The organism is Lentzea sp. NPDC005914, assembly GCF_040629405.1.
Taxonomy (GTDB): Bacteria; Actinomycetota; Actinomycetes; order Mycobacteriales; family Pseudonocardiaceae; genus Lentzea.
In genome coordinates this window covers 143,097-155,639 of the sequence record NZ_JBEXVQ010000021.1, presented here as the reverse complement: position 1 = coordinate 155,639, position 12,543 = coordinate 143,097, and the positions used below count along the sequence as shown (strand labels likewise).

Genomic DNA, 12,543 nt, shown 5'->3' with positions numbered 1-12,543 from the left:
GCCGGGGCTTGTTCGAGCCCGTGGTCTTCATAAGGACATCCTTCCAGGGGCAAAACCCCTGATCTCAGGTGTCCGTCAAAACGGGTCAAGCCCAGAATGCATGCGGCGGGTGTTGGCCAGCCCTCGACGTACTCGAAGTAGTAGCACCGTCGCCAGCTGAGCTCGAAGAACTCAGCCAGCTGACTTTACGGTGTGTCTGCCCGCTCTGGGAGGTACCGCCAGTACATGCTTTGGCAGAGACTCCCACGCTGATGGGCGCGTGTGGTGTCGTCGATCGCATGTCGGCTGAGTCGCCTCCTCCGCCCGGTAGTGCCATGACGGCTTCGTCATCAGCGTTGTCCAGACGTACGTTCATCGCAGCGTCGGCTGTGAGCGGTGTTGCCACCGTCGCCGGACCATCGCTGCTCGGCGCCGAGTCCGCCGTCGCCGAACCCGCCACCGGGGAGTTCAGCACCAGGGTTTCGTTGACCGTGAACGGAACCCGGCGCACGGTCAGCGTCGACAACCGCACCTCGCTGTTGGATCTGTTGCGTGAGCACTTCCGGTTGACCGGGACCAAGAAGGGGTGCGATGCCGGGGCTTGTGGAGCCTGCACGGTTGTGGTCGACGGTCGGCGGGTCAACGGGTGTCTGACGTTGGCGGTGCGGCTGGAAGGCGCGGAAGTCATCACGATCGAAGGGCTCGCCTCTGGTGAGGACGGGCCGTTGCATCCGTTGCAGCAGGCGTTCATCGACGAGGACGCGTTCCAGTGTGGCTTCTGCACGCCGGGGCAGATCATGTCCGGCGTGGCCTGCATCCGTGAGGGGCACGCCCGCTCTCCGGAGGAGATCAGGGAGTGGATGAGCGGGAACATCTGCCGCTGCGGGTGTTACGTCAAGATCGTCAGGGCTGTTCAGCAGGCTGCGAACGGGAAGTGACGGGCGATGTATCCCTTCTCCTACACCAAGGTTCCTGACGTGCGCGCCGCCATCGCGGCCGGGCAGCGGGGTGGGCGTTTCGTCGCAGGGGGCACGACTCTGGTCGACCTGATGCGCGAAACCGTCGAACGCCCCGAGGCGCTGGTCGACATCGGGGCCCTTCCGTTGCGCGGCATCACCAACGCCGGAAACGGGGTGTTGCGGATCGGTGCACTGGTGCGGATGGCCGAGGCTGCCGCCGACCCGAGGGTCCGTGCCTTCTATCCCGTGATCAGCCAGGCGTTGGAGTTGAGCGCGTCGGCGCAGCTGCGGAACATGGCGACGATCGGCGGCAACATCATGCAGCGCACCCGCTGCACGTACTTCCGGGACGTGACCGCGAACTGCAACAAACGCACGCCCGGTTCCGGCTGCGCGGCGCTGGGCGGGTTCAACCGCACACACGCCATCCTCGGCGGCTCCGATCAGTGCGTCGCCACGCACCCCTCGGACGTCGCGGTGGTTTTCTCCGCCCTGGACGCGAATGTGCGCTTGCACGGTCCGGATGGCGAACGCACCGTCCCGTTCGCCGACTTCTTCCTTCAGCCCGGTACCACGCCCGACCGCGAACACGCCGTCCAGCGGGGTGAACTGATCACCGCGGTGGAGATCCCGGCTCATCCGCGCCCGATGCGTTCGGGGTATCTCAAGGTGCGTGACCGGCAGAGCTACGAGTTCGCCCTCACCTCCGCCGCGGTCGCGCTGCACATCCAGGGTGGGGTGATCCGCGCGGCGAAGGTCGCGGCCGGCGGTGTGGGCACCGTGCCGTGGAAGCTGCCTGCCGTGGAGCGGCATCTGGTCGGCAAGCGACCGTCGGCAGCGCTGTGGACCGAGGCCGCACAGCTGGCGGCGGAAGGAGCTCGCCCGTTGGCGCACAACCGGTTCAAGGTCGAGTTGCTCAAGCGCACGGTGGAACGCCAGTTACGAGTCGTGGGAGGCACCAGGTGACACCGCAGCCGCAGAACTTCGTCGGCACCCCGCAGTCCCGGGTGGACGGCCGGCTGAAGGTGACCGGACACGCCACCTATGCCGCCGATCACGTCATCGACGGCGTGATCTACGCGGCCGTGGTGGACAGCAGCATCGGCCGCGGGCGCGTCACCGGCGTCGACACCTCCGCTGCCCTCGCCCATCCTGGTGTGCTGACGGTGATCAGCCATCTCAACGCTCCCCGGCTGCCCTATGTGGACAATCCGGGGTCGAACAACCCGCCCGGCACCAGGTTGCGGGTCTTCCAGGACGATCGGGTCCGGTTCTTCGGGCAGCCCGTCGCCGTCGCGGTCGCCAGCACCCTGGAGGCCGCACAGCACGCCGCACGTCTGGTCGAGGTGTCCTACGACGCCGAGCAGCCTGCCACCGACCTGTCGTCGGCTCCGACGGACCCGCCCACGACCTACGCACGCGGCGACGCCGACACGGCGCTGGGCAACGCCGAGGTTCGGTTGGAGATGACCTACCGGTCCGCGCGCAACCATCACAATCCGACGGAACCGCACGCCACCATCGCCCAGTGGGATGGCGACCAGCTAACCGTGTGGGACAAGACCCAATGGGTGGTGGGTGGCTCCCAGGTTGAACTCGCCGCCGTGTTCGGTGTCCCGCAGCAATCGGTCCGGGTCATCTCGCCGTTCGTCGGTGGTGGGTTCGGCAGCGGGTTGCGAGTTTGGCCGCACACCACCATCGCGGCGCTGGCCGCCCGCGTGACCGGCCGTCCGGTCAAGCTCGTCCTGTCCCGGCGGCAACAGTACTTCGGCACCGGGTTCCGGCCCGCCTACGAATACCGGGTGCGGCTGGGTAGCGACCGCAGTGGCCGGCTGTCGGCGATGGTCCACGACGTCCGTGCCGAAACCTCCAGCTACGAGAAGTTCACCGAGGCGGTGCTGGTGCCGGGGCAGATGCTTTACAGCATGCCCCACGTGCGGCAGGCGTACTCGACGGTGCCGCTCGACGTGAACACACCGATCTGGATGCGCGGTCCCGGCTTCGCCACCGGTTCGATGGTCGTCGAGTCCGCTGTGGACGAACTGGCCCACGAGCTGCGCATCGACCCGATCGAGCTGCGACTGCGCAACGAACCCGCCGAGGATCCGGCGAGCGGGTTGCCGTTCTCCACCCGGAGGCTGCGCGAATGCTATGCCGTGGGCGCCAAGGAGTTCGGTTGGTCGCGCCGCAATCCCAAGCCCGGCGTCACGCGCGATGGTGACTGGCTGATCGGCACTGGCATGGCCGCCGCGGTCTACGACACCGGTGGGTTCCCCGCCCAGGCGCACGTCCGGCTGAATGCCGACGGCACCGCGCTGGTGCAGTCCGCGACCAGCGACATGGGGCCGGGCACCTACACCTCCATGCCCCAGGTGGCCGCGGACGCCCTCGGCCTGACCATGGCAGGCGTCGACTTCCGGCTGGGTGACTCGATCATGCCGCCGACCGGGCCACACGGCGGCTCGACGACCATGGCCAGTGTCGGCACGGCGATCCTGGACGGTTGCGACAAGGTGCTCCGGCAGGCGATCACGCTGGCGGTCAACGACCCCCGCTCACCTCTGCACGGTGTCAAGCCGGACGACGTCATCGTCCGCAAAGGACGGATGCACGTGCGCAACGACCCCACGCGCGGCGAGACCTACCAACAGCTGCTGACCCGCAACCAGCGCCCCCACCTCGAAGTGATCGGCACCTACGCCGGGGCGGTGCACGACCGGTTCTCCATGTCCGCCTACGGCGCGGTGTTCGCCGAGGTCGCCGTCGACGCACGCCTCGGGCTGGTCCGGCTCCGGCGCATGCTGGGCGTCTACGACGCCGGCCGGATCGTCAACCCGAAACTGGCCGACAGCCAGGCGATCGGTGGCATGGTCGGCGGCATCGGCAGCGCGCTGTTGGAGCACACCGTCACCGACTCCCGCGACGGCCGCATCGTCAACGCCAACCTCGCCGACTACCTCGTCCCCGTCAACGCCGACACCCCCGATCTGCGTGCCATCTACCTGGGCGGCAACGACCCGGAAGCCAACCCGCTGGGCGTCAAAGGGCTGGGCGAGATCGTGCTCGTCGGCGTGGCACCCGCCATCGCCAACGCGGTCTTCCACGCCACAGGACGCCGCGTCCGCGACTTCCCGATCACCGCCGACGCCCTGCTGTGAGCCGTCTGCACCGGCTGACATCAACCGTCGGCAGCCCGGTCACGACGGTTGATGTCAGCCTGAAAGGTGCTGTGTGGCGGACTCGGCCTCCTGCGAGGCGGCCCACGACGCGAGCAGACGCAAGCCCTCTTCGGATCGCGAGCCGGGCTTGGCGGAATAGATGGTGAGGGTGAGTCCGGGTTCCGCGGCCATTTCCAGGCCCTCGTAGGCAAGGGTGAGTTCGCCGACAACGGGATGATGGAAGGTTTTCGACCCGGTGCCGTGGTGACGGACGTTGTGCGCACCCCACCGTGTGCGGAACTCGTCGCTGCGGGTGCTCAACTCGCCGACCAGGTCGTGCAGTTCCTTGTCATGTGGGTTGCGGCCCGCCTCGGTGCGCAGGATGGCGACGCAGACGTCGGCGAACAGCCCCCAGTCCGGATAGAACTCGTACGAGGCTGGGTCGAAGAACTGGAACCGGGCGAAGTTCGGCGGCTGTTCCCGGCTCGCGTAGATCGGCGAGTAGAAGGCGCGCGCGAGCTGGTTCGCGGCCAGCAGGTCCATCCGGCCATTGCGGACGAACGCGGGTCCCGCGGTGACCGCGTCGAGGGTCCACTGCAGACTCGGGTGTGGGGTCCACCGCTTGCCCTTCACCATCCGCCGCCGGGGCCGGACGATCGCGCTGGTGCCGTCCGCGGCGCGGGCCAGGTCGAACAGGTGCGCCCGTTCCGCGTCGTCCAGCTGCAGGGCACGGGCGACGGCGTCCAGCACGCTGGCGGAGACGCCGGCGAGCGCGCCGCGCTCCAGTTTCGAGTAGTACTCGACGCTGACGTCGGCCAGCGCGGCGACCTCGCTGCGGCGCAGTCCCGGCACGCGACGGTTGCCGCCCTTCGGCAGGCCTGCCTGCTCCGGGGTGATCTTGGCTCGCCGCGAGAGGAGGAACTCGCGGACTTCCTGGCGATTGTCCACGCCTCCACGGTAAGCCCCACAACCACGCGCATGGGGTGCCCTGCCGGTACACCTCTCAACAAGAACTCCCTGGTCACCCGCACCGGTGATGTCCTGGACACCGATGTCGGACACCTCGGCGGAGGGTGCTCCCCGGAGCACGACCAGCTTCCGGCTCCGAGGACACGAGAAGGAGAAAACATGCGTGGCGCCGCGCTGCACGCGCCCGGCGACGTCCGGGTGGAAGACCGGGGACGACCCGACGATCATCGCCCCGACCGATGCTGTCATCCGCCTGTCCGCGACCTGTGTTTGCGGGTCGGACCTGTGGCCCTACCGCGGAATCGAGCCCGTCGACGGCCCGTCCCCGATGGGCCACGAATACGCGGGCGTCGTCGAGGCGGTCGGCAGCGAGGTCACGTCGGTCAGGCCGGGCCAGTTCGTGGTCGGCAGCTTCGCCGCCTCCGACAACACCTGCGAGATCTGCCGCGCCGGCTACCAGACCTCGTGCGTCCAGCGTGAGTGGATGGGCCCGCTCGGCGCCCAGGCGGAGTTCCTGCGCGTGCCGCTGGCCGACGGCACCCTCGTGTCCACCCCTGACGTTCCCGACGACGACCTGGTCCCGAGTTTCCTGGCCGCCTCCGACGTGCTGGGCACCGGCTGGTTCGGCGCCGTCGCGGCACAGGCCGGCGCCGGCAAGACCGTCGCGGTCGTCGGCGACGGCGCGGTCGGCCTGCTCGCCGTCCTGGCCGCCCGAGAGCTGGGCGCGGAGCGGATCATCGCGATGAGCCGCCACGAATCACGGCAGAAGCTCGCACAGGAGTTCGGTGCGACCGACATCGTCTCCGAGCGGGGCGACGACGGCGTGGCGAGATCAAGGAGTTGACCGGCGGGCTGGGCGCGCACTCGGTCGTCGAGGCGGTCGGCACGCAGGAGTCGATGCTGCAGGCCATCCGCTCGGCCCGCCCTGGCGGGCACGTCGGATACGTGGGTGTCTCCCACGACGTCGTGCTGAACGGCGAAGAGCTGTTCTTCTCCCACGTGCATCTGCACGGCGGCCCTGCCCCGGTGCGCCAGTACCTGCCGCGGCTGATCGACCTGATCTGGCAACGCAAGATCAACCCCGGCAAGGTCTTCGACCTCGAACTCCCGCTCGAGAAGGCCGCCGAGGCGTACCAGGCCATGGACGAACGTCGCGCTATCAAAGCGCTTCTGCGCGTGTGATCCGAAGCCTGCCTGTCCGCGCCGACAGGCCCGCGTGCGGATTGCTGCCGCACGGATCACCTGAACCAATCCCGAAAGGATGTCGTGTGAACCGCGCTCACAGCTCCCCAACCGCGGCAGGGCAGGCCGTGGGCCGCCCGTTGGGGATCGTGCTCTGCCTGCTGACGGTCTTCGGTCCGATCTCCATGGACCTCTACCTGCCTGTGCTGCCGGCGCTCACCACCGACCTGCGCGCCACGACCTCGGCCGCGCAACTTACCGTCACCGCCTGTCTGCTGGGCCTGGCGATCGGCCAGGTCGTCGCCGGACCGATCTCCGACCGCTTCGGCAGGCGGCTGCCTCTGCTGACCGGTGTCGTCGTCTACGTCATCGCCTCGGCGCTGTGCGCCTACAGCCCCACCATCCCCACCCTGGTCGGAGCGCGCTTCGTACAGGGCCTCGCCGGCGGGGTGGGCATCGTGATCTCCCAGGCGGCGGGCCGTGACCTCTACAGCGGCGGCAAGCTCATGCGTTACTACGGCCGCCTGACCGTGATCGCCGGACTCGCCGCTGTCGTCGGCCCGGTCGTCGGTGGCCAGCTCGCCGCAGTCACCGACTGGCGTGGCCTGTTCGTCCTCCTGTCCGCGATCGGTGTGCTGATCCTGCTCGCGTGCGTGTTCGTCTTCCGCGAGACACTGCCCGCGTCCAACCGCGCGACCGGCGGACTCGTCCAGACCGGGCGCGACTTCCGCCGCCTGCTTTCCGACCGGGTGCTGGTCGGCACCGTGCTGGTCTCCGGGCTGATCAGCATGGCCCTGTTCGCCTACCTCGCCGGTGCCACCTACGTCCTGCAGGACATCTACGGGCTCTCCCCACAGGGCTACTCGTTCGCGTTCGGCCTCAACTCGCTCGGGTTCATGGTCTTCGGCTTCGCCGCCGGGCGGCTGTGCGAGCGCTGGTCCGAGCAGGGCACCCTCGTGACCGGGTTGGTGATGTGCGTGACAGGTGCGGCCGGTCTGCTCACCTCAGCGCTGCTGCAGCTGCCCGTGATCGCCGTGATCCTCTCTCTGTTCATCATGGTCAGCGGCGTGGCCACCATCACCCCGCCCACGACCTCACTCGCCATGGCGAACTACCCCGACATCGCCGGCACCGCCTCCTCCCTGCTCGGCTTGGCCCGCTTCGGCGCCGGTGGGCTCGCCGCACCGCTCGTCGGCCTGGGTGGCAGCCACAACGCCCTCCCGCTCGGGATCGTCACCCTCGCCGCCACCCTCCTCGCCGCCGTCACCTATCTGGCTGTCATCCGCGGCCACACCACCGTCCCCACCCACGTCGTCGCATCCGCGCAACGGCTTCCCACCGCGGCATCGACGTCCTGACCGCCCACGGGTGTCAGACGTGGACACCTCGATCCAGCCGCAACGTTTTCGGAGCCCACCACCCATGAGCAGACAACTTCTCTTCACCCTGGTCGCAGTCCTGCTCGTACCGCTGTCCGGCTGCACGAGCTCCCAGGGGACTTCGCTGGGTGATGGCTCGCAGCCCACGACCTCAGCGTCGTCCACGACCGCAACGACACACGACACGACTGGAGTGGACCGGATGGACACGACACGGGTGCGGTTCTCCGCAGGCGACGCCGAGATCGTCATCCGGGTTGCCGACAACCCCACGAGCCGGGACTTCGTCTCCAACCTGCCGCTGACACTGACCTTCGAGGAGTTCGCCGGGAAGGAGAAGATCAGCTACCTGTCCGAACGCCTCACCACGAACGGCTCGTCGGGCACCGCCACGCGCAACGGCGATCTCATCTACTACGTGCCTTGGGGAAACCTCGGCTTCTTCTACAACGCCGGCGGCGGTCCCAGCGACGACGTCATCACGATCGGCACCGTTGAATCGGGCATGGACCAGCTCAACCGCCTCGAACAGGGGCAGGTCACCGTCGAGGTCGTCAGCTAGCAAGGGGGAACCGGTGAATCCGAGCTACGACATCAACGAGCGCGCCCTCCAGGTCGACCGTGCGTGACGTGCTGGCGGAACTCGCCCGCCGGGTCGAGGCAGGAGAGACAGTCGGTCTCGGCACGGTCGTCTCGACATGGAAGTCCGCACCTCGCCCGGCTGGTGCGGCGATGATGGTCGGCGCCGACGGCACCGTGTCGGGCAGCGTGTCCGGCGGGTGCGTCGAGGGTGCGGTGTACGACTTGGCCCGGCAGGTCGCTGTCGACGGCACGCCAGTCCTCCAGCGCTACGGCGTCAGCGGGGACGATGCCTTCGCGGTCGGCCTGACCTGCGGCGGGATCATTGATGTGTACGTCGAGCCGGTCTCGGCCGATTCGTTTCCCGAGCTGCCGGACGTGGTCCGGTCAGTGTGGTCGCGCGAGCCGGTGGCTGTGGCCACAGTCATCGAGCACCCCGGCTGGCTGGGCAGCCGGCTGGTCGTGTGGCCCGACCGGGTGTCAGGGACCGTGAACTCCCCACGCGCCCGCGACGCGATCACAGACGATGTCAGGGGAATGCTCGCCGCCGGTCGCAGCGCCACCCTGAACTACGGCCTCGACGGCCAGCGCCGCGGCGAGGGCATGACGGTATTCGTCAACTCCTTCGAACCGCCGCCGCGGATGCTCGTGTTCGGCGCCATCGACTTCGCCGCAGCGGTGGCGCGGCTGGGCAGATTCCTCGGCTACCGGGTCACGGTCTGCGACGCGCGACCAGTGTTCGCCACGCACAGCCGGTTCCCGGACGCCGACGAGGTGGTCATCGACTGGCCGCACCGTTACCTGCGGCAGGAGGCCGACGCGGGCCGCCTGGACGAACGGACGGTGGTCGCTGTACTCATCCACGACCCGAAGTTCGACGTGCCGCTGCTGGAGGCTGCTCTGCGGCTCAAGCTGGGCTACGTAGGGGCGATGGGATCGCGACGCACGCACGAGGACCGGCTGCGAAGGCTGCACGACGCGGGTCTGACCGAGGACGAGCTCGCCGGCCTGGCATCGCCGATCGGCCTCGATCTGGGCGCGCGGACCCCGGAGGAGACGGCGGTGTCGATCGCCGCCGAGATCATCGCACTGCGCTGGGGCGGCGGCGGTGAGCGTCTCGTCCGGATGCGAGGCCCCATCCACCGGTGAGTGCACCAGCCACGTGACAGATCGACCATCCTCCGCGCACTTGCTCCACCGCGTGCAGCGCGGCTGGGAAATGCCGTCACCACAGTACGTGGAACGGAACGAACTGGTCGGCCAGGTCGAGCTTGTCTCGACGGCCATCGGCGTAGCCGACCTCGTAGTTGACGGGGCCGAACCAGTCAGCTTCGATGCTGGCGAAGCGCCCGCTTCCCACCCTCATCGGCATCCCCCGGATCAGGCTGCCCCCAGCTTCTACGCAGCCGCTGCGACGGCCACGCGATGAAGGTCTCCCACCTTCATACGGTCACACAGCGCCTCGTGGCGCACCGAGTCGTACCTGAAAGTGAGCTTGCCGTCCACTTGGGACAGTTCGAGCGGCTGCCGGTCCATGGGGCCGAACCTATCGCCGGGTTCGCACATATGTTCGGTCGGACGCGTGTGGCGGTTGGGATCAACCTGGAAGAGTGGTAGGGACTGCTCTCGCCGGGGACTCTGCCGCAAACGCTTCCCACACCAGGTTGAGGGGATGGTCGGCGGCGTAGCGATCGCGTTCGCCTTTGCGCGCGAAGATTCCTGTGACGATCTCGAGCGCGGGGTCGTAGTCGTCTGCGAGATCGATCTTGCGTAGGCCACGGCCGAACAGGCGTCCTTCGAGGACTGCGTCGGCGACGCGTTCGGTGGTGAGCATGCATCCATGCAGGAGCTCGGTGTTGAGCAGGTTGAGGCCGTGGTTGAGGGAGTCGATGTCGGCTATGACGTCGAGGGTGCCGCGGTAGTCAGGGCCGTACCAACGGCCGAGGAACTGTGCGAGCAGACCGGCTGTCGGCGCGAGCAGCGGCAGGCTCGGCAGCCTGACAAATGTCACTGGAGTGTCGGGTAGTTCGCGGGTGGTGAGGTTGGTGAGCAGGGCAACTCGTTCGCGGTGCCACTCCAGGAAGTGGTGCTGGACCAGGAAACCGGTGCGAATGCCTTCGTCTTCCCCGTGTTCGACGCGGAGTACGTACGGCCTGGGAGATCGTTGACGACCAGAGCAACCTGCTCTGTCTGGTGCTGGCGGCCTGCGAATGAGGACCGGGCGGGGATCTTGAGTTTCGTCGTCCGCGTTGGCCTGCAAGCGGCGAGGCCCGCGCCGCACCAGCGGGCGAACAGTGAGCATCATCCGGCCTGTGCTCACCACATGGGGCGTGCGCTGGAAGCGACGGTTGGTGCTAGAGGATGGCGAAGTGCTTCACCATCTGCGTGATCGCTTGATCAACGTATTCGGGCGTGTCGTACATCGCGATGTGAGTCGCGCCTTCGACGACGAACAGCTCTTTCGGTCCTCGGGAGAGCTCGTAGGCTCGGTCGCTCCACAACTTCGTGTCCGCCTTGCTCCCGGCGATGAGAAGCGTCGGCTGCGTCAGAAATTCCGGGATCAGGTCGAACACCGAGAAGGCGTACATCCTGTCCATGCTGGTCAGCAGGAACCGGCCCTTCGAATTGGGGTGCGCGCCTCGGGGAGTCCTGTAGTAGTCGTATCCCTCCCGCAGCATGTCCGGTGTGTTCTCGTCGATGTCTTCCAGCTTTTCGGGGACAAAGGGGGCGTAGAGAGGTTCTGCTCCTCTTGCTTCCGCAGAGCGCTGCCGGGCAGCCATTTCCATCGCCGCGATGTTCTCGGCCGCGGGGACTACATTCCCCATGAAAGCCCTGGAGCTCTCGCCCATCGGGGCCGCACTGACGGTGGCCACCGCCTTGAAGCGGCGCTCTGTCTGAGCCACGCTGAGGGCGTAGCCGCCTCCGGCGCAGATGCCGAAAACACCCATTCGCTCGGCGTCGACGAACGGAAGAGTGGTCAGATAGTCCGCCGCGCAACGGGCGTCTTCCACCCTGGTCGACGGGTCTTCCAACAGACGCGGTTCACCGCCGCTTGCTCCCTGGTAGGAGGAGTCGTAGACCACGGTGACGAATCCGTGCTCGGCGAGCAGTTCTGCGTAGAGGCCGATGGTTTGTTCCTTCACTCCTCCAGCCGGATGGATCCCGACGAGGGCCGGATACTGTTTCTCCTCTGAGAAATTGTCCGGCAGGTGAAGGTGTGCCGCAATCTGCACGGCCTTGTTCCGGAATGAAACGGTCCTGACCATTGGGTTCCCGCCCCTTTCTCCGGTCCCGGTCCGCCGGGGCCTGTGAAGGAAAGGGTTTCACGTCGGACGAGAGCCATCCAGGGAAGAAATCGTCCCCCTTTGCTGGTGGGCAGGCGTTGTGAGATCAGCCTGTCTTCGCGCCGGTCGTGCGGGCGGCGCGGTCGGCGGTCCAGGCGGCGAGCAGCCGCAGGCCGTCGTGGGACGAGCTGTCGGCTTCTGCGGTCCAGACGATGATCTGAAGGTTCGGGTCGGCGGCCCAGGTGACTGCGTTCCAGTCGAGGATGAGGTCGCCGACGACAGGGTGGTGCAGGTGTTTGGTGCCGGTGCCGCGGGTGGCCACCTGGTGGTCTGCCCACCATTGCCGGAACAGGGGGTGCTCGGCTGACAACTCGCCGACGAGGGCGGTGAGTCGAGGGTCACCGGGGTGAGCGGCGTTGTGCATGCGCATCTGGGCGATTGCCAGACGGGTGACGCCTTCCCAGTCCGCGTAGAGGTCCCGCATGGCCGGATCGGTGAACAGCATCCGGATGTAGTAGCGCGGTTCTCCGGGGATCTTCGCGAAGTCGGTGATCAGCGCGGCGCCCATTGCGTTCCACGCGACGATCTCGGTGAGCGGGCCGATGACGAAGGCGGGAGTGTGCGTCATGTCGTCGAGCATCCGCTGCAGCTGACGGTCGGCGTGGTAGCCGGCGGGACGACGGTCCGGGTGGCGGTTGCGCCGGCCGGCGAGGTCGTGGAGGTAGGCGCGCTGGTCGGAGTCCAGGCGCAGCACCTGGGCGAGTGAGGCCAGGACCGAGGGGGAGGCGTGGATGCGGCCCTGTTCGAGGCGGGTGTAGTAGTCGGTGCTGATCGCGGCCAGCATCGCGACCTCCTCCCGGCGCAGCCCGGCCACCCGCCGGGCTGCGCCGTCGGCGGGCAGTCCGACGTCAGCGGGGCTCAGCTCGCTGCGGCGGGCCTTGAGGAAGTCGCCGAGTTCGTTGTTGCTCGGATCGCGGGTCATGACTGCCAGCCTCGTACCGGGTCCGTGCGCGGTGAGGGGATGCGCGCTCGCCGACACGTTACCCGGCACAGG

General features: G+C 67.9%; 11 protein-coding genes and 1 pseudogene. 7 read left to right on the top strand and 5 right to left on the bottom strand.

The window, feature by feature from the left end:
- Nucleotides 1–314 precede the first annotated feature (314 nt).
- From ABZ345_RS28190 to ABZ345_RS28180, 3 genes are read left to right on the top strand one after another with little or no spacing between them, the layout of a single operon-like run.
- Entirely contained in the window at nucleotides 315–917 is a 603-nt protein-coding gene (locus ABZ345_RS28190; RefSeq protein WP_359854895.1) for a 2Fe-2S iron-sulfur cluster-binding protein, read from the top strand.
- Nucleotides 918–923: 6 nt separating this feature from the next.
- On the top strand, nucleotides 924–1,904 hold the full coding sequence (locus ABZ345_RS28185; protein WP_359854892.1) for a xanthine dehydrogenase family protein subunit M: 981 nt from the start codon (nucleotides 924–926) through the stop codon (nucleotides 1,902–1,904).
- Complete coding sequence (locus ABZ345_RS28180) at nucleotides 1,901–4,096, top strand: xanthine dehydrogenase family protein molybdopterin-binding subunit (RefSeq protein WP_359854889.1); 2,196 nt, start codon at nucleotides 1,901–1,903, stop codon at nucleotides 4,094–4,096. Before ABZ345_RS28185 ends, ABZ345_RS28180 begins: the two co-directional genes overlap by 4 nt.
- A 54-nt stretch (nucleotides 4,097–4,150) precedes the next feature.
- Here the strand turns inward: ABZ345_RS28180 and ABZ345_RS28175 are convergent, their stop codons facing one another.
- Nucleotides 4,151–5,044, bottom strand: a complete 894-nt coding sequence (locus ABZ345_RS28175; RefSeq protein WP_359854886.1) for a helix-turn-helix transcriptional regulator — start codon at nucleotides 5,042–5,044, stop codon at nucleotides 4,151–4,153.
- Between the two features lie 180 nt (nucleotides 5,045–5,224).
- Between ABZ345_RS28175 and ABZ345_RS28170 the strand changes: the two are divergent.
- The 4 genes and pseudogenes from ABZ345_RS28170 to ABZ345_RS28155 all read left to right on the top strand — a co-directional run bounded on the left by ABZ345_RS28170 (nucleotide 5,225) and on the right by ABZ345_RS28155 (nucleotide 9,354).
- A pseudogene (locus tag ABZ345_RS28170) lies at nucleotides 5,225–6,247 on the top strand (zinc-dependent alcohol dehydrogenase family protein).
- An 86-nt stretch (nucleotides 6,248–6,333) separates the two neighbouring features.
- A complete protein-coding gene (locus tag ABZ345_RS28165) occupies nucleotides 6,334–7,605 on the top strand; it encodes a multidrug effflux MFS transporter (protein WP_359854884.1) in 1,272 nt (423 codons plus the stop codon).
- Nucleotides 7,606–7,669: 64 nt separating this feature from the next.
- A complete protein-coding gene (locus ABZ345_RS28160; RefSeq protein ID WP_359854881.1) occupies nucleotides 7,670–8,188 on the top strand; it encodes a cyclophilin-like fold protein in 519 nt (172 codons plus the stop codon).
- Nucleotides 8,189–8,247: 59 nt separating this feature from the next.
- Nucleotides 8,248–9,354 (top strand): XdhC family protein, encoded by a 1,107-nt coding sequence (locus tag ABZ345_RS28155; RefSeq protein ID WP_359854878.1) that lies wholly within the window; start codon nucleotides 8,248–8,250, stop codon nucleotides 9,352–9,354.
- Nucleotides 9,355–9,430: 76 nt separating this feature from the next.
- On the opposite strand, the gene ABZ345_RS28150 is transcribed toward ABZ345_RS28155, so the two are convergent.
- From ABZ345_RS28150 to ABZ345_RS28135, 4 genes are all read right to left on the bottom strand, one after another.
- Nucleotides 9,431–9,571 (bottom strand): hypothetical protein, encoded by a 141-nt coding sequence (locus tag ABZ345_RS28150; protein ID WP_359854875.1) that lies wholly within the window; start codon nucleotides 9,569–9,571, stop codon nucleotides 9,431–9,433.
- A 231-nt stretch (nucleotides 9,572–9,802) separates the two neighbouring features.
- Nucleotides 9,803–10,510 (bottom strand): hypothetical protein, encoded by a 708-nt coding sequence (locus ABZ345_RS28145; RefSeq protein WP_359854872.1) that lies wholly within the window; start codon nucleotides 10,508–10,510, stop codon nucleotides 9,803–9,805.
- Between the two features lie 49 nt (nucleotides 10,511–10,559).
- A complete protein-coding gene (locus ABZ345_RS28140; protein WP_359854869.1) occupies nucleotides 10,560–11,471 on the bottom strand; it encodes an alpha/beta hydrolase in 912 nt (303 codons plus the stop codon).
- Between the two features lie 124 nt (nucleotides 11,472–11,595).
- On the bottom strand, nucleotides 11,596–12,471 hold the full coding sequence (locus ABZ345_RS28135; RefSeq protein WP_359854866.1) for a helix-turn-helix transcriptional regulator: 876 nt from the start codon (nucleotides 12,469–12,471) through the stop codon (nucleotides 11,596–11,598).
- Nucleotides 12,472–12,543 lie beyond the last annotated feature (72 nt).

Excerpts from the sequence above, each read along its gene's own strand:
- ABZ345_RS28190 (WP_359854895.1), top strand. The coding sequence starts at position 315 with ATGACGGCTTCGTCATCAGCGTTGTCCAGACGTACGTTCATCGCAGCG.
- ABZ345_RS28185 (WP_359854892.1), top strand. The coding sequence starts at position 924 with ATGTATCCCTTCTCCTACACCAAGGTTCCTGACGTGCGCGCCGCCATC.
- ABZ345_RS28160 (WP_359854881.1), top strand. The coding sequence starts at position 7,670 with ATGAGCAGACAACTTCTCTTCACCCTGGTCGCAGTCCTGCTCGTACCG.
- ABZ345_RS28150 (WP_359854875.1), bottom strand. The coding sequence starts at position 9,571 with ATGAGGGTGGGAAGCGGGCGCTTCGCCAGCATCGAAGCTGACTGGTTC.
- ABZ345_RS28145 (WP_359854872.1), bottom strand. The coding sequence starts at position 10,510 with ATGATGCTCACTGTTCGCCCGCTGGTGCGGCGCGGGCCTCGCCGCTTG.
- ABZ345_RS28140 (WP_359854869.1), bottom strand. The coding sequence starts at position 11,471 with ATGGTCAGGACCGTTTCATTCCGGAACAAGGCCGTGCAGATTGCGGCA.
- ABZ345_RS28135 (WP_359854866.1), bottom strand. The coding sequence starts at position 12,471 with ATGACCCGCGATCCGAGCAACAACGAACTCGGCGACTTCCTCAAGGCC.